General features: G+C 44.0%; 13 protein-coding genes. 4 read left to right on the top strand and 9 right to left on the bottom strand.

Annotation, left to right across the window (positions count from 1 at the left end):
* Positions 1-171: 171 nt before the first annotated feature.
* Entirely contained in the window at positions 172-1515 is a 1344-nt protein-coding gene (locus P2A85_RS26125; protein WP_377476241.1) for a methyl-accepting chemotaxis protein, read from the bottom strand.
* 199 nt (positions 1516-1714) lie between these two features.
* On the opposite strand from P2A85_RS26125, the gene P2A85_RS26120 reads away from it, so the two are divergent.
* Complete coding sequence (locus P2A85_RS26120; RefSeq protein ID WP_377476239.1) at positions 1715-1939, top strand: hypothetical protein; 225 nt, start codon at positions 1715-1717, stop codon at positions 1937-1939.
* Between the two features lie 224 nt (positions 1940-2163).
* Here P2A85_RS26120 and ilvC read toward each other — a convergent pair whose 3' ends face one another.
* Entirely contained in the window at positions 2164-3159 is a 996-nt protein-coding gene (gene ilvC, locus P2A85_RS26115; RefSeq protein ID WP_341737867.1) for a ketol-acid reductoisomerase, read from the bottom strand.
* A gap of 225 nt (positions 3160-3384) precedes the next feature.
* Here ilvC and P2A85_RS26110 point away from each other — a divergent pair, with 225 nt between their 5' ends.
* Together P2A85_RS26110 and P2A85_RS26105 are read left to right on the top strand one after the other, a co-directional pair.
* Positions 3385-3795 (top strand): VOC family protein, encoded by a 411-nt coding sequence (locus P2A85_RS26110; protein ID WP_377476238.1) that lies wholly within the window; start codon positions 3385-3387, stop codon positions 3793-3795.
* The gene (locus P2A85_RS26105; RefSeq protein ID WP_377476237.1) at positions 3779-4276 is read left to right on the top strand and encodes an endonuclease/exonuclease/phosphatase family protein; all 498 of its coding nucleotides are present in this window, start codon (positions 3779-3781) and stop codon (positions 4274-4276) included. Before P2A85_RS26110 ends, P2A85_RS26105 begins: the two co-directional genes overlap by 17 nt.
* Before the next feature lie 146 nt (positions 4277-4422).
* Here P2A85_RS26105 and P2A85_RS26100 read toward each other — a convergent pair whose 3' ends face one another.
* The 4 genes from P2A85_RS26100 to P2A85_RS26085 form a co-directional block, all read right to left on the bottom strand.
* Positions 4423-12486: a S8 family serine peptidase gene (locus tag P2A85_RS26100; protein WP_377476236.1), complete on the bottom strand. Its 8064-nt coding sequence runs from the start codon at positions 12484-12486 to the stop codon at positions 4423-4425.
* A 379-nt stretch (positions 12487-12865) separates the two neighbouring features.
* On the bottom strand, positions 12866-13318 hold the full coding sequence (tnpA, locus tag P2A85_RS26095) for an IS200/IS605 family transposase (RefSeq protein ID WP_377476235.1): 453 nt from the start codon (positions 13316-13318) through the stop codon (positions 12866-12868).
* Between the two features lie 400 nt (positions 13319-13718).
* Positions 13719-14315 carry a hypothetical protein gene (locus P2A85_RS26090; protein ID WP_377476234.1) on the bottom strand — a complete coding sequence of 199 codons (597 nt, stop codon included), beginning with the start codon at positions 14313-14315 and terminating at the stop codon, positions 13719-13721.
* Between the two features lie 113 nt (positions 14316-14428).
* Positions 14429-14950 carry a pentapeptide repeat-containing protein gene (locus tag P2A85_RS26085; RefSeq protein ID WP_341737869.1) on the bottom strand — a complete coding sequence of 174 codons (522 nt, stop codon included), beginning with the start codon at positions 14948-14950 and terminating at the stop codon, positions 14429-14431.
* A gap of 222 nt (positions 14951-15172) precedes the next feature.
* Here P2A85_RS26085 and P2A85_RS26080 point away from each other — a divergent pair, with 222 nt between their 5' ends.
* Positions 15173-16711 carry a SagB/ThcOx family dehydrogenase gene (locus tag P2A85_RS26080; protein WP_377476232.1) on the top strand — a complete coding sequence of 513 codons (1539 nt, stop codon included), beginning with the start codon at positions 15173-15175 and terminating at the stop codon, positions 16709-16711.
* A 28-nt stretch (positions 16712-16739) separates the two neighbouring features.
* Here P2A85_RS26080 and P2A85_RS26075 read toward each other — a convergent pair whose 3' ends face one another.
* The 3 genes from P2A85_RS26075 to mnmE form a co-directional block, all read right to left on the bottom strand.
* Positions 16740-17780, bottom strand: coding sequence for a macro domain-containing protein (locus tag P2A85_RS26075; protein ID WP_377476230.1), 1041 nt, complete (start codon positions 17778-17780; stop codon positions 16740-16742).
* 25 nt (positions 17781-17805) lie between these two features.
* The gene (locus tag P2A85_RS26070) at positions 17806-18432 is read right to left on the bottom strand and encodes a DUF4433 domain-containing protein (protein ID WP_377476228.1); all 627 of its coding nucleotides are present in this window, start codon (positions 18430-18432) and stop codon (positions 17806-17808) included.
* 159 nt (positions 18433-18591) lie between these two features.
* The gene (gene mnmE / locus P2A85_RS26065; protein ID WP_377476227.1) at positions 18592-19977 is read right to left on the bottom strand and encodes a tRNA uridine-5-carboxymethylaminomethyl(34) synthesis GTPase MnmE; all 1386 of its coding nucleotides are present in this window, start codon (positions 19975-19977) and stop codon (positions 18592-18594) included.
* Positions 19978-20125: the final 148 nt, after the last annotated feature.

The following is a 20125-nucleotide window of genomic DNA, read 5'->3' as shown; positions in this document are numbered from 1 at the left end:
GAGGATTTGATATAACAAATAACCAATAATATAAAATCCTCTCTTCATCGTCCTGTATGAAACTCTCTCTTCTCTTCCTTCGCGTCCTTTGCGCCTTCGCGGTTAAATCATTCCGATACAACCGGAATTGATATAACCAATAACCAATAACCAATAACCAATAACCAATAACTAAAAATACTGTTTGAGATTTTGCGCGGCTTGGTTAAGATTTTGAGTGGTAAATTTGGTGTGAGCAACCCCACTGGATGTTTGTGTGGAACCTTGATTAATTTGTCTCATAGCTTCCACTACTTGCTCCACTGCTAATGCTTGTTGCTGTGCTGTCAAAGAAATTTGTTGAGTGCTAACTGCAATGTTGTTGATGGCATTTGCTACATCGCTGAAGGCTTTGGCTGTACCTTGAGCTAACTGCATTCCTTCATCTACGGTTTGCGTGCCTTCTGATGTTACTTTCGCTGTAGTATTGATCGCTTTTTGAATATCCGTGACGAGGTTGTTGATGTTTTCGGCTGATTCTTTGCTGCGATCGGCTAACAATCTAATTTCTCCTGCAATCACTGCAAAACCTCTACCGTTTTCGCCGGCGCGGACGGCTTCTACTGCTGCATTTAGGGCTAGCATATTCGTTTGGCTGGCAAATTCGCTGACTAAATATGCAATATTTGCAATTTGTTTAGTTTGGGCGTTTAATTGTAGAATTTGGGCTGCGATCGCTTCTACTTTTTCTTTTAATAGAGTCATTCCTTCTAAAGTACGGATTACTGCTTCGGTTCCTCCTTCAGCTAAATTTAATGCTTTAAGTGCTCCATTTACTGCTGATTCTGCTTGCTCCGCCGTAGTTTTGGAGGATGCCCCCAACTCTTCCATTGTCACACTGGTTTGATTGACTGCGGCTGACTGCTGAGTGGCAATGGCTTCTTGCTGTTCGACTGTAGCGACAATTTCCACGGCAGAATCGGCGATCGCCACGGCTGTTAGATCGATAATTCTGACAATTTTAGAGGCGATGACAAAACCCAGCCTCAAAGAAGTCAATGCAGACAAAGCAGTACCGATGACAATGATAGTAAACAGCCACTTAGTCTCGTCTTGTTCTGCTTTGTATGCTGCGCCTAAAAATGCTTGTTGTTCTGCCAGTAGCTGTTCTTGTGCTGATTCAATTTCTTTTGATCTCAGGGAACTTGTGAGATTTTTAGCAGATATATTGTCACCTTTTTTTAACAAATCAAATACTTGTCTACAATTAGTATCCAGTTGTTTTATTGCCGATTTTACGCGCTCAAGTTCTTCTTTATCATGAGGATTCGTCAGCATAGTTTCTAATTCTGCTGAGGAAATTAAATAAGTATTCCATCCAGCTTCATAGCTTGTCATGTAGCTTTTATCTTCGGGAAACAGCACCGCTCCCCTCACATTTCTGAGCATTCTAGAGAAACCACTGTTTAAACGTTCGGCGCTGATAATAGTATTTTGAGAACGCCTGACAGTTGCTGACAAGTTTTCTCTCCGCATTGCCATCTTATATGTAAATAGGCTTAATACTATTAAAGAAATAATTGGTAAAAGGTATCCAATCAGGATCGAGTTTCTCAGTTTTAACTTAGAAAACATAATTTTTAACTGGGCAGTCACACCCTAGTGATATTTTCTGGCTGTTAAAGGGCAAAATATATATATCAAGCACTTTCAAAAAGTCTACTCCAAAATTGCTATGGCTAAAAGAAACTTCATCCCGCTGTTACTATTGGTAACAGCACTGTTTATCATCTACGGTGACAGTTGGACTTTTCTCCCCAAACCCGCAAGGGATGCCAGCGTGACCAGTCGAAAATTCGTAGTCGGGTTGTGGCCATCATGGCTCAAACCCAAGGATTTCAACCAGCAAAGACAACGGGATATCGATCGACTGCAAAAAAGCCCTAGTCCCAACCGTTGAGGACAAAACAGGATTTATATTAACTGGGATTCAGTGAGACATCCTTACGGAGCTAGGGAGCTGAGGGATTGGGGCTAGGTTATAGGTTATTAGTTATTGGTTAGTTGTTATTGGTTATTAGTTATTTGTTATTATAATAACTAACTAATCACAAACGATAGATAACAAATAACCCAGAATAACTAACTAACAACCTATAACTGATGCCCCTAATCTTTCACCTTTTAGTGCTTTTTCAACCAGCTAAACATGGCGCGCAAATCTTTACCGACTTCTTCGATAGGATGTTCTGCTTCCTGACGGCGCATAGAAGTAAATCCTGGTTTGCCAGCTTGGTTTTCCAGAACGAATTCGCGGGCAAATTGGCCAGATTGAATTTCGCTGAGAATTTTCCGCATTTCAGCGCGGGTTTGATCGGTGACGATGCGGGGACCACGAGTCAAGTCGCCGTATTCTGCGGTGTTGGAGATGCTATCGCGCATTTTGGCAAGTCCTCCTTCCACTACTAAGTCAACTATCAGTTTGACTTCATGCAAGCATTCAAAATAAGCTAATTCTGGTTGGTATCCGGCGTCAACTAAGGTTTCAAATCCAGCTTTGATCAGGGCGCTTAAACCACCGCACAAAACTACTTGTTCGCCAAAAAGATCGGTTTCGGTTTCTTCGCGGAAGGTGGTTTCGAGGATGCCTGCTCTGGTGCCGCCGATACCTTTAGCATAGGCCATTGCCCGATCGCGCGCTTGACCAGAAGCATCTTGATAGATGGCAAACAAGCTAGGAACACCTTCTCCTTGTTCGTAAGTCCGTCGCACCAAGTGTCCGGGGCCTTTGGGAGCAACCATTACGACGTCTACATCGGCTGGGGGCACAACTTGACCGAAGTGAATGTTAAAACCGTGGGCAAAGGCGAGAACTTTTCCGGCGGAAAGATGGGGTTCAATGTGTTCTTTGTAAACGGTTTTTTGTACTTCATCTGGCAACAAAATCATGATGAAGTCAGCGGCGGCTGCTGCTTTGTCTACTGGGTGAACCGTTAAACCCGCTGCTGTGGCTTTGGCTGCCGATTTGCTACCGGGATACAAGCCGACAATCACGTTCATGCCACTGTCTTTGAGGTTGAGGGCGTGGGCGTGTCCTTGGGAGCCATAACCGACAATCGCAATGGTTTTGTTGGCTAGTAGGTCTAGGTTAGCGTCGGTGTCGTAATACATACGGGCCATAGTAGTTGTCTCCTGCGGTAAAAATATTGTAATTGACTGCAAACCTCTCATTGTATCATGGAGTTGACGTTACCATTAGATCTTGGACTTCCTTCTGCGGTTCCTGAGCCCTTCGACCCTTCCTTCTGCGGTTCCTGAGCCCTTCGACCCTTCCTTCTGCGGTTCCTGAGCGTAGTCGAAGGACTTCCTTCCTTCTTCCTTCTTCCTTCTTCTTTATTCTTAACTATGAAAATCACAAGAATACATCATGTAGCGATAATTTGCTCAAATTATAAAGCCTCAAAGAAATTTTATCTAGAAGTATTGGGATGTTCCATCATCCAAGAAACTTTCCGAACCGAAAGGAACTCTTACAAACTAGATTTACAAGTGGGAAATGGTGACATCATTGAACTTTTTTCCTTTCCTCATCCTCCTGCAAGAGTTAACAATCCTGAAGCTTGCGGTTTGAGACATTTAGCTTTTGCAGTAGAAAATATAGACGAATCAGTTGCTTACTTACAATCAAAACAGGTTGATGTCGAAGAGATTCGCCTTGATGAAATTACTGGCAAGCGGTTTACTTTTTTCAAAGACCCAGATAATTTGCCCTTAGAAATCTATGAAATAAGGATGGATCATGGACAATCTCATTAGAAAAGTAATTACCATCGGGTTGCCTGCTTTAATGCTATTCATCGCCACAGCAGCTACTGGCAAGACTGGTGACGATGCCGTTTGGTCTGGTTTGCGAAAAGTAGGTGTTTCCTTGGGAAGAAAGAGTTTATTGGCGGATGTTGCAGTTCAAGGTAAAATTATTTCTATGGTTGTTGCTCATCCGTCTGTTCCCACGAGAGAGTACAGTTTTGTCGATCGCAACAAACAGTTCGCAGCTATTGGTGAGTATGCAGCACAGGTGAAAAATCCGGTGGTAGTGGTTGGGGATTTGAATACCACAATGTGGTCGCCATTTTACAAAAGTATGGTAAAAACAGCAAGATTGCGGAATGCGCGATCGGGCTTTGGCATTTTACCGACTTGGCCGACTTTTATGCCACCGGTATCATATTTGGTTATCCAGCTATTGCTACTTGGATTTGTGCCACCTAAAATGCCGTCGGCCTCTCCGATCGGATAGAGATTGCCTGCACTGTCAAATGCTGTGTCTCGGAGGTTATCCCCACCGGGTGTGCCGAATTGTTTGAGCCATTCAAAGTTAGATGTTAATTGTGTCATAGTTGGTGTAGTTTCAGAGATTTTACTGGTGCAACAGCTTGCCAGACGTTAGATTGAGCCAAAGGTTGTGGCACCGATCGCACTTGCCGTCACCCCATTCAAAGATGCTAAAATTTCACCAGTTGCTGACAAGCGGATTAATGTTGAACTATTTTCTTGAGTAATTGAAAGTTGGGAGAAAGTCAGCCCGCTACCCAAAACTAACAAGTCTTTACCAACTTCAAAGTCAGTAATATTATCAATACCGGAATTAGTAGAAAGCAAGAATTGATCGTTGCCAGCACCACCCGTCAAACTATCACTGCCCAAACCACCAAACAACACATCATCACCCTTACCTCCCAGCAGACTATCATCGCCATCACCGCCATTCAAACTATCAGCACCACGACCACCAAACAACGCATCATCACCGCTACCTCCGAGCAAAATATCGCTATCTTTGCCGCCGAAAAGACTATCATTCCCCGCGCCACCATCGAGAGAATCATTGCCCCTCATGCCCATCAACAAATTATTCCCGCTGTCGCCAGTCAGGATATCGTCGCTATCTGTACCAAGAATGCGATCGGGGGAATTGCTGCCCAAATCAGCATCACCTTTCACAACAGGAGTCGCAATCCCAACAGGCAATGTTACAGCTTGAATCTTGCTATCTAATGCAGCACCAGTATTGTCAGTAACGAGTTGGGAAATTGTCTTATTGCCCGCGCCAACTGCTTTGAAATCTTGAGTAGTTGCACCCAAAGCTACTTGTTGAACACGGGCAACTGCTTGAGTAATTGGAGTGGCTGTGCTGGAAACAGCCGAATCAATGCGTTGATTTGCTGTTGCCATTACTGTCGCAGCTTGCGAGATAATCTGGGTAACTTTTTGACTATTGAAATTGGAGTCAATCTGCTGAATTTTCGCCACTGCTTGCTGAATGATTGGTTCTAAAACTGCTGCATTGCTGAGATTTAAAACAGTACCAGATTGAATTGGAGTTGTAATTGAACTGACAACAGCCTTGACAATATCCTTGGTAGCTGCACTAGAACCACCATCAATCCAAGCGCTAGTTTGAGTAATGAAGTTTTGGACTTTCACCATTTCTGCTAAGACTTGGACGCCGCCCGGTTGCTTGTTGTTGGTGGCGTCGATCGGGTCAAAGCTTGTCAAGTCAACGTCAGCGGGAATCGCCAGAGCAGATTTGACCAAAGATTGGGCTGTTTCTGGTGCAACTCCTTTGTCGATTAAATCTGCTACTAAACTGGTTAAGAGGGTGACAACACTGGCATCAGCAGGTGCTGTGACTGGTGTTTCTAGTGGCAAACCAGTAGCGGTATCAGTGCCTCCAGTGGCAACTAAATTGCCTTCTGAGGTGTCGATTTCTCCATTCTGATTTTTGTCGAAAGTCTCGAAGGGAATATCGAGATTATATTCACCGTTAGAGTCAGTAGTAGTTGATGGTTCCCCGGCATCTAGAACGCCGTTCTTGTTAGCATCGAAGAACAAAGTCGCACCCGCAATGTATCCGTCAATCACCACACCTTGGCTGCTAAGTCTCAGAGTAATCACATCACTTACACTTGCATTTGCTGTGTCTGTTGCTGTTAATTTAATTGCCAAATTTTGCAGCCCTGGAGTTGTTCCATTAAAGGTGCGAGTAGTGGGGTTGAATCTCAACCAATAAGGTAAGGGTTGACCGTTGTTGAGGGTTGCTGAGTAGGTGAGGGTATCTCCCGGATCGGGGTCAGTAAAAGTGTTCCAAGGAAAAGTGTAATTGAATGTCGATGAGTTGCTGACATTCAGGTAATTGAAATGCCACGGAGTTGTTGTAGGGCCGTAGTTTAACACTGGTGGGCGGTTGAGAGCTTTGCGAATATTTAAACGCCCTCCACTAACCGTTTTTCCATTCAGAGAAGTAAGCGGGTCTGTAGTCTTCATTAAGATATCTTTTAGCTGTGTAACACTCAAACTGGGGTTTTGAGCTAAAAGTAGGGCTGCCGCTCCCGCTACGTGGGGAGCCGCCATTGAAGTTCCACTTTTGAAACCGTACTGATTCCCTGGAATCGTACTGAGAATACTCTGTCCTGGAGCCCCTAAATCTACTGAATTGTTTCCATAGTTGGAGAAGAAAGCTACTAGGTCACTGTCAGTTGTAGCTGCTACCGCAATGATATTAGGGAGATCGTAATTGGAAGGGTAGTGTGCGACAGTATCATTGTTCTTAGCATCATTACCTGCTGCTGCTACGAACAAAACACCCTTTTTATTAGCATCGGCGATCGCATCTTTTTGAGCTTGGGAGAAAGAAGAGCCCCCATAACTAGCGTTAATCACTTTTGCACCCTTTTGGGTTGCATAATTAATAGCTTTTACGAGGGCGTCGGTTGGAGCTCCCAATTTGCCATCAGGGTATCTTTGAAAAACCATTAAAGGCATGATGCTAACATTTTGACTCACGCCTACAACGCCAATGTTGTTATTGCCAACTGCCCCAATAGTACCCGCAACATGAGTTCCGTGACTGTCGATATCTGTGGGATTGTTATTATTATTGATGAAATTGTAGCCACGCACGTCATCTTTGTAGCCGTTACCGTCGTTGTCAATGCCATCACCTGCTATTTCTCCTGTATTTCTCCAGATATTAGCAGCAAGGTCTTGGTGGTTGTAGTCCACACCCGTATCCACTACTGCAACTACCACATTTTTGCTGCCTTTTTGAATATCCCATGCTTCTGGTGCATCAATATCAGCATCGGATCTTCCACCAGTTTGTCCGGTATTATTCAAACCCCAAAGTTCATTAAGTCGCGGATCGCTTGGCGTATCCAGAATCGATACATTGTTGAAAAGCTGGCTGAAGTTAAAGTTATTTGAAAACTGGTCGATCGATACTGTGTAATTAAGTTCAACCGCTGCTACTCTGGGATCTCGAGCCAAGTTCTCTTTAACCTGTTGCAAGTCTGCGTTAGCTGCTATTTTCACCAATCGCCATTGCGGTAATTGCTCTTGTGTCGAGTCCACATTTAGGTTGGGAAATGTAAAATTGCCAAATTGGAAAGCACTCCGGGAGAAAAATGTACCGCTTGTAAATGCAGAATTAATGGCATTTGATGGAGGACTTGGAGGTACGAGGTTTTCGACTTCGATCGCACCGTTAGCTGCAAATAAATCGCTTTGAATTGTAGCTTCGCTCGCTTGAGGAATTAACTTAACTAAAAGCTCACCTTCTTTGTATTCCTGACCGGTTACAGGGTCAATGGCCAACGTGCTGCTGCTAGTATTATTATCGCTATTGGTGACAGCAGCATCCGGTGCATTTAACCCAGAGTATTTGCTATCCGTACTAACAGCAGGGGCAGTAACAATGGTATAAGTTTTATCGCCATCAACAATATTATCTTCAACACCTGTAACTGTTACTGTTTGCGGTGAATTCCAGTTAGCTGAATTGAAGGTAAGAGATACCGGGGAAACTATTCCCTCTGCTGTATTGGAACTTGCTAAATCTATCTTGACATCAGCATTAGGCTGACTGTTGAGTTTGACTTCAAATGTTGCTGTTTTACCTGCTTCTGTAGTGGTTAATCCACTTGCAGGATTAACAGTAATTCCAGCCGGTGTCGCTGATGGTGTGGCTGTTGGGTTTGCAGTTGTTGGTGTTGGGGTTGGTAACGCAGGAGTTGGTATTGGCGCTGGGGTTGGGGCTGGTGTTGGCGCTGGCGCTGGGGTTGGGGCTGGTGTTGGCGCTGGTGTCGGTGTTGGCGCTGGTGTCGGTGTTGGCGCTGGTGTCGGAATTGGCGCAGTGTCGTTATCAGTAATGGCGACATTAATAGGCGAAATTGTAAAGTTGTTATATTTAACATCGGTACTCGTAACAGTATAGCCGATCGCCCCTGCATGATTTCCTTCCACAACCGTATCGTCTGTAGCCGTTACTGTGACTGATTTCGCGACATTCCAGTTAGTAGCGTCGAAGGTAATAGGCGCGATCGCACTTATTTGATTTCCCGCATCAAAACTGATAGTAACTGGTGCAGTTGGCTGCGAATTTAACTTGAGTGTATAACTGCCTGTTGCACCGCCTTCTGTAGCTGTTATATTCTGTTGTGAAATACTCACACCTGCGGTATCGTTGTCAGCAATCGTGGCAGTTACAGGAGAAATCGTCAGGTTATTATACTTGGTATCGGGGCTGACAGACTTGTGAGCGATCGTGCCGCTGCGGGTTCCTTGCGCTATGCTGTCATCGATCGCCTTAACAGTCACATTTTGAGCAACATTCCAATTATTCGGCGTGAAAGTCAGAGGTGCGATCGCACTTATTTGACTCCCAGTTTCAAAGTTAATCGTGACGTTTGCAGCAGGCGCGCTAGTCAAAACTACGCCGTAGGTATCCGTTGCGCCGCCTTCAGCAATATCTGTGCCGCCTCCTGATTGGACAATAGAAACACCGGGACTATCGTTATCAGTAATCGATACTGTCACATTGGGAATGACTTTCGCGTTATAATTTGCATCGCTACTGGTAGCTGTGTGAGCGATCGTGCCGCTGTGGGTTCCTTGTGCTACATTGTCGTCGATCGCACTGACAGTGACAGTTTTTTCCACATTCCAGTTAGTGCTGTCAAAAGTAATCGGTGTGGCGATCGGATTAAGTTGATTTCCAGTATTGAAACTAATACTAACTGGTGCAGTCGGTTGCGAAGTTAGCTTGATTTTGTAACTGCCAGTTGCACCGCCTTCCGTAGCAGTTATGTTTGTAGGTGTGACGCTGAAATCTGCCGTGTCGTTATCAGTAATGGCGACACTGACACCCGGAATTGTGATGCCGTTATAATTAACATCGCTACTGGTAGAAGAATGGGCGATCGCACCTGTATGATTTCCTTCAACTAAACTATCATCAACCGCTTTCACCTGCACAGTTTGAGCAACATTCCAATTAGTCGCAGTAAAAGTAAGTGCGGTAATTGGTTGAATTTGACTGCCTGTAGCTAAGTTAATCGTAACAGGTGCTGTCGGTTGAGTATTTAACTGAACAGTGTAACTGCCATTTGCACCGCCTTCCGTTGCAGTGGTGCTAGTAGGAGTAATGCTAACGCCTGCGGTATCGTTATCAGTAATGGCGACGCTCACAGGCGAAATGGTGAGGTTGCTGTTATAATTAACATCGGTACTGGTGGCTGTATGCGCGATCGCACCTGTATGATTTCCTTCAACTAAACTATCATCAACCGCTTTCACCTGCACAGTTTGAGCGACATTCCAATTAGTCGCAGTAAAAGTAAGTGCGGTAATTGGTTGAATTTGACTGCCTGTAGCTAAGTTAATCGTAACAGGTGCTGTTGGCTGAGTATTTAATTTAACGCTATAACTTCCATTTGCACCGCCTTCCGTTGCAGTCGCAGTAGTGGGAGTAATGGTAACGCCTGCGGTGTCGTTATCGGTGATGGCGACATTAACAGGGGAAATTGTGATGCTGTTATATTTAGTATCGGTACTGGTGGCTGTATGCGCGATCGCACCTGTATGATTTCCTTCAACTAAACTATCATCAACCGCTTTCACCTGCACAGTTTGAGCAACATTCCAATTAGTCGCAGTAAAAGTAAGTGCGGTAATTGGTTGAATTTGACTGCCTGTAGCTAAGTTAATCGTAACAGGTGCTGTTGGCTGAGTATTTAATTTAACGCTATAACTTCCATTTGCACCGCCTTCCGTTGCAGTCGCAGTAGTGGGAGTAATGCTAACGCCTGCGGTGTCGTTATCGGTAATATTAGCATTGACCGTGTTGCCAGCAGTGCCATTAACCGTAAAACTGACACTTGCCCCGTTATACTTAGCATCGGTACTTGTGGCTGTATGGGCGATCGGGCCGCTGTGCGGCGAAGCTTCAGCTACGATATCATCAACTGCACTGACTGTCACCGTTTGTGGCAAAAACCAATTAGCTGGGGTAAAGTTAAGGCCAGCAATTGATTGAATTTGAGTGCCGGTGTTGAGGGCGATCGCCACATTTGCAGTAGGCTGATTAGTTAGCACAACTGTATAAGTATCAGTCGTCCCACTTTCTGCCACATTAGTGCTGCCGCCCGACTCAACAATCTTTACCTGCGGCCCGCCAGGAATTATTTTAGTAATAAAAGCATCAGAAGCACCTCCCCCATTCGCCGCTTGCAAAGGATTCGCAGTCGGGAAATTAGTAGAGGTAGTAGATCCCGCCACATAAACTGCACCATTCGCATCCACCGCAATACCACCACCGTTGTCGTCGCCACTGCCGCCAAGATAAGTAGAATCAACTAAGGCAGAACCAGAGGAATTAATACTTGTAATAAAAGCATCTTGCCCGCCACCGCTGATACTTTGAATCGCATTCTTAGTCGGGAAATTAGTCGAAGTAGTGTTTCCCGTCACATAAGCATTACCCGCACTGTCTACAGTAATGCGATCGCCCTTGTCATCTCCACTACCACCCAAATAAGTTGAATAAATCAAAGAATTACCCGCAGCACTCAGCTTGCTGACAAAAGCATCATTCGCACCACCTGCATTAAGCAGTTGAATCGGACTAACTGTCGGAAAATTAGTTGAACTTGTAGTTCCCACAATATAGGCATTTCCAGAACTATCAGCAGCAATACTAGTACCTTGGTCATTACCAGTACCACCTAAATAAGTCGAATAAATACGTGCACCATTTGGAGTAAACTTACTGATAAAAGCATCATATTGACCACCTCCAATTGTAGTCTGAACTGGATTAGTCAATGGCAAATTAGTCGAATAAGTAATTCCAGAAACATAGGCATTACCATTACTATCTACTGCAATGCCTTGACCTTCATCGCGATTACTACCGCCGAAATAAGTAGAATAAACTAAACCACTGCCCGTGGGATTAACTTTAGTAATAAACGCATCAATATTACCTCCAATTTGAGGTTGAGAGGCATTGGAAATGGGAAAATTGTCGCCTGTCGGTCCAGTAACATAAGCATTCCCGTTACTGTCTACAGCAATGCTAGTGCCTAGGGCACTCCCGTTACCGCCCAAAAAAGTAGAATAAACTAGAGAATTCCCGGCCGCATTGAGTTTAGTTGCCGCAGCATTGTAAGTAGTTGCTGTCGGTTGAAAAGAACCCGCTGTAGTTGGATAACCGGGATCGACTTGTCCGGTTAAATAAGCATTGCCTTGACTGTCTACCGCAATCCCAATACCGTATTCATTGCCTGTACCACCGATATAAGTAGAGTAAATTAAGGCAGTTCCTTCAGAGTTAATTTTAGTAACTAAAAAATCAGCTTGACCTGCTGGCGTAGTTTGGTACGCACCGGGAGTAGTCGTAAAATTGTTAACAGTAGTTCCAATAATGTACGTCGCACCCGTGCTATCTACAGCGATGCGGTTGGCGCTGTCAGAGGCGCTGCCACCTAGATAAGTAGAGTAAGCTAAAACCGGGTCGATAACTAGGGGTTGAGTGCGGTCAAAATCTCCTAAACTAAAATTAACTTGATTGTTTCCTAATAAATTATAAGCTGCGGGAACATTCACCCGCTGTCCGTTGATGTCTTGATAAACTATCGGTGCGTTATCAATTAACTCGCCTAGCGGTGTTTCTAATATCAGCGATCCGTCGTCACGCAACCGGATGTTGTTAACACCACTATAGTTCATCTTAATTTGATTCGGATCGGCAAAAGGTGCAACCAAAAATTCGCTTTTCAGTTGTCCTTCAGTGCCTTTGAAAACGCGATCGATTCCTTGATAGACGTTTTGATAAACAACGCCGTTAAAAGTAGGAACGTCTGTGTGCCATTGACTGGAATCTTCGCCTAAAATAAAGTTAGCAACTCCTGACAATTTTTCCAACCCGGAAAGTTGGGGATTCGGGTTGCTGTTGGCTAAGCTGCTGCGGACAATTGCAGAAGTTGTGGCTTGGTTCCCCGGTTCATTTGGTTTTTGGAAAGCGGTAAAGGTGATTTCGTTGGGAGTGAAATAGATATTGTGGCCGGCACCTTTTACCTGGAATTTCACATTAGGGTCTGTTTGTCCAGTATTTGCAATAAAACTTAAGGGAATTTGACCGTAAGATGTTTGTTGATTTGGAGAGCTCATATGCTGGTATTCCTGGCTTATGTTATGTCAGTAATTATACGGGAGTACCGGGTTTGCTGTATAGTAAATTCTTGCGAAAAATTTGCGAAAAATACAATTTTCTTGCGAAATTACTCGGAGTTTGATGAATAATTGTAACAATGGTTGTGGGTGCGGTTTGTAAGTGCGACATTTTGAGGGTTCGCCAGGGGTTAAAGTGCCTGTCTCAGAGTCCGCCAGGGGTTGAAAACCCCTGTCTCATAGCGCAAGTCCTCTCAAAGAGGACTAAGATTGATGATGATTTAATTGGATTTGTCAGTCGGTTTCAACCGACTTGCGCTCTCTCGACGGGGAATTAATTCCCCGGCGGGCTTGTGGGTGAATGCGAGAGTTCGATCTGTTAATTCTTTGGTCCCTTGGAATACCAGCGGGTTGGGCGATCGTCTCGATCGGTGATTTGTTCTAAATGCGAATTTACAGTGTTTCCCAAATGATGTTGCTTTTGATTGATAACATAAGCGACTGCTTGTTCTAGTTGTGTTTGTCCTAAAGAGAATACTCCATATCCTTCTTGCCAGCCAAATCTATTGGGATTTTGCAAAATTTGATTGAGATAATGGCTGCTGCTACCTTTAATATTTTTCACAAATTCAGCGATCGATTGTGTGGGGGGAATGGAAACTATTAAATGGATGTGATTTTCTGTGCCGCCGATAGCGTGGACGATGCAATTGAGGGTATCAGCCTTGCCGATAATATAATTATAAAGTTCTGTTTCTCTTTGTGGATGTATCAGAGGTTGCCTCTCTTTTGTTGCCCAAACTAAATGATAGTACAGCCGCCACATTGCCATAAATATGTTTCCCGATCTTTATGTAATTTTTTGATTATTTTTCGATCGGCTAGCCATGTTATTTTACCATATCGGTACTCGTTTGATAATTTAATGGGATTTTTCAGTCGGTTTCAACCGACTTTCGCTCTCTCGACGGGGAATTGATTCCCCGGCGGGCTTGTGGATGAATGCAAAGACTTTGAATGCGAAAGATTTTGGGTAAGTCCGAGAGTCCGCCAGGGGTTAAAAACCCCTGTCTCATAGCGAAAGTCCTCTAAAAGAGGACTAATGAGTTATTCAGTCCTCTTTGAGAGGACTTCTGCTTTGAGGCAGGGTTTAAACCCCTGCCGGACTGCCGGACTGCCGGACTGCCGGACTGCCGGACTGCCGGACTGCCGGACTGCGGGTGTTACCTTTATTAAAGTGAATCGCGATATTTCTTAGGAGTCACACCGACGATTTTGCTAAAAGTCTTGCTAAAATAACTTTGTATGTGCATTGAAAGTGCTTTTTTGAGTGCATCGACATAAAGAGTACCGTTTAATCCACCTGATTCGAGTTCGGTTTTGAGGGCCCAGGCTATGCCGAAAATTAACGGATCGCTGATTTTCCAGTGCGGTATAATTTCAATCAGGTTTGAATTTGTCGATTCGCCAACTGTATTGTCGAAGTCGGTAGGGTCGATCGCGATCGCCATAAATTCAGGTTCTTCGACTGCACCTGACTGAAAATCAGTACCAGCAGCACCGATGAAAATCTCTCCTCTTTGCCACGGTTCGCTACCGTAGTGTTTCCCGTTGAGTATTCCGTTTACTGTAACTGAATTGAGTATCAGCCCAATGTTGTGTTGTTGGAAACAGTGTTCGGGAGTTTCGTCTGCTGGCTGACTGTGATATTCGACGTGAATTCCCTCCCATTTTGTGCCGTGACTCGACAGGATTGAGGGAATCGGGAGAATCGATTTCATCGCGTCTGTCTGGGCAAAATCAAGAATTAACGGCTTCTGTGAGGACATAGCTTGCACCTGGGCTAACACTTAGTTCCACTGCGTGAACAGGTCCGATGCCTGTTCCATAAGAATTATGCCAGATGTCTATTAGCCGATCGCCTTTTGTACTCAAAAACAGGTTAATATCCTTCTGGGCCAATGGTAGTGCGATCGCACTCAGCATCAGATAAATCTCCCAAACGCGATCGAAATAAATTACACCCAGCTAATTGAGCTTTAGTGAATTTGGCATTTTCCAAATTAGTTCTGCTTAAATCAGCATTTCTCAAATCAGCATAACTCAAATCTGCATTGTACAAATCCGCACCTTGCAAATTAGCTTTCTGTAAATTCGCACCTTGCAAATTCGCGTGGCGCAAATTAGCTCTTGACAAATTAGCACCGGACAAGTTCGCTTCAGACAAATTGGCTTGATAAAGTTGAGTGTCACCCAATTCAGCATCTTGAAACTGAGTTTGAGAAAGATTAGCTTGAGTCAGATTTCCGTAGGGTAAATAACTTTTCCTCAAGTTGCCGCCAGAAAGATTGATTTCTTGCAAATCGGCTTCAAACAAGTCATTTTCACTTAAATCTACGGCGTCAAAGTTTCGCTTGCCCTCAGAATACTGAGCCAGCAATTCCTTAGCGCTTAGCTTTTGCATTTTTACCCCTTTATGACTACAGCTAGTGCTGCCCATCCATTAGAATAATTAATGGATTTGTTTATGCGTATTTATACTTATGGATTCCCTTATGTTAAGCTTGTGTAACAACGATCGCATTTTTTCTAAGATTTTTTTTATATTTGTCCATTTATACGCTGCTAGTAAGTAGTTTGTAATGTCAAGATCAAATCAGCAACCAAAGAGGCTCCGACTCTGACTATGCCAGAAACTCCAGTATCCATTGCTCAGCACTACCACCAACGGACAAAATATGACCCTGAAACCATTGCTGCCAAAAGCAGACAGCTAGACTGGGAAGAGCAACCTGTTCCTTTCAAAGAATATAAAATAGGAGCATATTTTGACCTCAAGCCCTATCTCAAAGAGACTTCACAGGAGTCCCCGGCAGATTCTGATAGCAGTTGGTGGTATCGATTGTCCAACTTCCTGTTGTGCAGCTACGGATTGACTGCTAAGGTGTCCACGATGGATGGGAGCCCGCTGTATTTGCGATCGGCACCGTCGGCTGGGGGGCTTTACCCCGCAGAGGTTTATTTAATCTCCCGTGGCACTAAGTATTTGCCAGCCGGACTTTACAATTATCAAGCGAGAACTCATTCCCTAGTCCACTTTTGGGATAGCGAAGTTTGGCTGGCTCTGCAAGCGGCTTGTTTTTGGTCGCCAGCCTTAGAAGATACCAAATTGGCACTGGCAATTACCAATGTCTTTTTCCGTTCTTCTTGGCGCTACGAAGACCGAGCTTATAGACGAATTTTCCTAGATACAGGTCATTTATTGAGCAACATTGAATTGGCTGCGGCACTGAATGATTACCGACCTCACCTGATAGGAGGATTCGCAGATGAAGCCATCAATCAATTGCTTTACATCGACTCCAAGCAAGAAGGAGCAATCTGTGTAGTGGCTTTAGCCGACTTGCTAGATATCAACCAAAACTTGCCAAGATTCAGAACAGCTTTACCTGGAAAAAGCACCACAAATTACCCGCACATTCCGGAAGGTCAACTGCTAGAATACCTCCATCAAGCTACACAATTGGATTCCGATACGACAGGTACGGATGGGTGGAAATTGAATGAAATTGAAGAGGGAATAGAAGATAAATATAACTTCCCATTTTGTACTAAAGTATCGACGGTGACTCCTTCGATTAGTTGGGGATTTCACTTAGATAATTTAGAGAATACAATTCTGAAACGGCGTTCGACTCGTTCCTATACAGGTGCTTCCTTGAGCTTGACCGAACTGCTAGCCCTGCTGGATTTTACTTATCAGCCACACCACTACACTGACCAAGGATTAGATGGTTATCCTGACTATTTCGATTTGAGTTTAATCGAGACTTTTGTAGCAGTATCTGCCGTGAATGGTCTGGAAGAAGGCTGTTATTATTATGCTCCGAAAGCTCAAGAGTTGCGACAAATTAGGTTTAAGAATTTCCGTAGGGAGTTGCACTATTTGTGCTTGGGCCAAGAATTAGGAAGAGATGCGGCGGTTTTGTTGTTTCATACGGCGGATTTGAAGAAGGCGGTGGCTAAATATGGCGATCGCGTTTACCGTTATTTGCACATGGATGCGGGTCATTTGGGCCAGCGGCTGAATTTGGCGGCGATTCAATTGCGTTTGGGTGTGAGTGGGATTGCCGGATTTTTTGATGATAAGGTAAATGAGGTTTTGGGAATTCCCGCTGATGAAGCAGTGGTTTATATTACTACTTTGGGTAGACCTCGATCTTGATTGTTTTTTGGTTGTTAGTTGTTAGTTGTTATAGCACTAAAAACCAGTTTTCCTGATGCAGGCGCTGCCATGCTTTGCGGATATGTTGAGGTTTAAAAAGATCTCTCTTGCGAGTGTTCCATTCGTGTACAAGTGCGATCGCATTTTCCGAATTCTCCGCTGCTTGCCTATTTTCCATAACAACCCAATGGACTGTTGCTAGTAGTTCCATCCCATAAGGAGTTTCAAAACCGTTGATTAAGTTACTAACACGTTCTAGTCGCTCAATAGCATCATCAGAATTTTCTAAAAATTTCCGCGCCGCTATTTCACCGTCAGGCAATACATAGATTTGCGCCTCTGTATTCCGGTCTCCATAACCTCGAATATAATGCCCTTCCAGCTTTTGTAAAACATGATTTAGATTGTTTGCATAAGGGCCATATTTTTCTTTGACATAGTGTAATTTCAGCGGTTCTCCTGCAACTTGGAGGAAGTAAGCTAGCTTTTGGATTTCGAGCATTGTCAGTCGATAACCTGGGATTCCGTACAGTTGCAGCAAGCGAACAAATAAGGCACGAGCGCGAGTCATTTTTGGTTGTTCGGTAGCAACCTGCATCATATCAGCTTCGGGAGTACCCTGCGGTTCAAACAGCAGCACTTGCACGTTAGGCAGTTCCAAAAATGCTGATTCAATTAGCGGTTTTACCGTCTTCCAAGACAAGCCACCGTTCCCGCAACCCAGCGGAGGAACGGCAATAGAATTAATACCCAATTGCTTTATCTCTTGAATTAAAGCTGTTAGTCCAACTTGAATATCTTCAATTTTTGATTTGCCTTTCCAGTGACGTTTTGTGGGAAAATTAATAATGTATCGGGGATTGAATAGATTGCCAGTAGATACTACAAACATTTGCCCAGGCATGACTTCGCTCGCCCGACAAGCTTTTGCATATTGGCGGAAGTTATCGGGATATGCCTGCTTGAATTGCAAGGCAATTCCCTTGCCCATAACTCCAACACAATTAACTGTGTTCACTATGGCTTCGGCATTTGCTTTTAACAAGTTGCCTTGCTGAATTTTAATCACTTTTATTTCCAGATTTTTCTTTATCTTAATAATACCAATTATTACGGACTATGACTGATGGCTTGTGTGTAAAATTTTGTAAAATATTCTCTACCTGTGTTTTTATTGTATCGTTCATAACTCCGATTTCTGTTATTAGCTGCCAAGGAAAAAAGTAGCGAACCAAAAACTCGGCTTGACGCCTGCGTTTTCTGTCATTATCTTCGTTTGTGTCATTCCAGTAAAGCGATTCCATGACATCCCAATCGATCGCACCTAAATAGTTGAGGTCGTCAAAAAAATCGGTAAATGTCATGACTGCATGACCGTCCGTAAAAACAAAACATAAGTCTTCAGCCTCGATATTCTCTATACTAGAAACCAGGTGAATAACTGCTGCCTGACCTTGAGTGTAGTTTTCTACATTGCCACGATTAATAGTATATAGCATCGGAGAGCGCGGAGCAAAATAAAATGGAACATAATCGTGTAAGACTCCACCTCCACCGCAAGGAACATCAGTTGTAGCGCGACGATATTGGATATTTTCGTAGGCGATATTAGTGTAGTTAGTTTGTGTCTCAAGCATAACATTATAAGCTAACAATCCACCTTCTGCCATGATAGATTCTAGATTGTCAATGTGGGTGATGTGGTAAATAAGTATTGGCACTGCTGTTATCAGTTGGTTATTTAAGAATTAACTCACAATTATCATATAGCCATCCTTTACAGGATTGATGGACTCCGCCAAAGAAACCGGGTTTTTAATTGAATTTATGGTTTGGAACGAAGTATTGTCGCAAAAAACCCGGTTTCTGGGGCCCTATGCTTATTTCCCAATACAAAATCTACTAAAGATTCTATCCAATACTGATTCTGTCACCTCGTCTCCCGTAACTTCTCCTAGGGCTTGAATTGCACCACGCAAATCTATTGTCCAAAAATCTAATGGCAATTTATCGCTAATAGTAATTAGGCATTGTTCCATAGAAAACTTTGCTTTGGTGATGGCTGCTGCTTGCCTTTGGTTAATTGCTAAGTCTAGGTTTTCTGCTTGCAAATTTTCGCTGTTGACGGCATCTAAGATGGCGGTTTCTAAGTCTTCTATGCCTCGATCTAGGGCGGCGGCGGTGGTGACTATTCGGTGATTTTCAGAGGAAAATGGTAGTTTTGGGGTGGTTTTTACTAGGTCGATTTTGTTGATGATGATGATTAGTTGGCGGTGTTTTACTTGTTCGTAAATTTCTGAATCTTGTTCTGTCCACCCAGATTGTGCGTCTATTGTCAATAATACTAGATCGGCTTGCTGTGCGGCGGCGCGCGATCGCTCAACTCCTATCTTTTCTACTTTGTCTTCCGTTTCCCGAATTCCCGCAGTGTCTAGCACCTGCACTGGAATTGGACCCACAACTAACTGCGATTCTACCACATCCCGCGTTGTACCGGGCAAATCAGTGACGATCGCCCGATCGCACCTACTCCACGCATTCAACAAACTCGATTTTCCCACATTTGGGCGGCCGACGATCGCCACTTTCAAACCGCTTCTCAACAACTCTCCGCGATCGGCTGTGGCCAAAATAGTTGACAATTGCTCCAAAACCTGAGTTATTTCTAACACTATTTTAGCCTCATTTAAAGGCGGCAAATCTTCCTCAAAATCAATTCTCGCTTCAATTTCTGCTAACACATCCAAACAAGTTGTTCTCAGTAGGCGAATCGGCTTGGCTAATTTGCCTTGCAGCCCCGCCAAAGCACTTTGTGCAGCAGCCGGAGATTTTGCTCCCACCAAATCGGCGATGCTTTCAGCTTGAGTTAAATCTAGTCTTCCGTTCAAAAAAGCTCGCAGGGAAAACTCTCCCGGTTGCGCCAATCTGGCTCCGTTTTCCAAACACAATTGCAAGACTTGTTGCACCGCCATAATCCCGCCGTGACAGTGAAATTCTACCACATCTTCGCGGGTAAAAGAACGGGGTGCTTTCATAATTAATAGTAAAGCTTCATCGACTAATTCTTGAGTTTGGGGATGGTGGATGTAGCCATAAATAATCCGGTGAGAGTCCCAAATTTGCTTTCCTGGACTGCGAAACAAAGTTTCGGCAATTTTGAGAGCTTGGGAGCCGGAAACTCGCACAATGCCGACACTGCCTTGTTGGGGGACGATGGCAGTGGCGATCGCAGCGATCGTTCCTCCTTTTGTTAATGATTCAGCCATTTTTAATTACTTATATTGAAAGTCTGAGGTATCCTACAATTTTATTATTGCATTTCCCCCTGGATCTTCTTGCTTCTTGTTTCTTCTCTAAGTTGAGGGTGGGGTTCTCTGGTCCCTAGACCTTTGCCATAATTCCTGTGGAACAGAC

This window comes from Microcoleus anatoxicus, assembly GCF_042465725.1.
GTDB classification, from domain to species: Bacteria; Cyanobacteriota; Cyanobacteriia; order Cyanobacteriales; family Microcoleaceae; genus Microcoleus; species Microcoleus anatoxicus.
The sequence above is the reverse complement of the archived record's forward strand: the minus strand, read 5'-3'. Positions and strand labels throughout refer to the sequence as shown.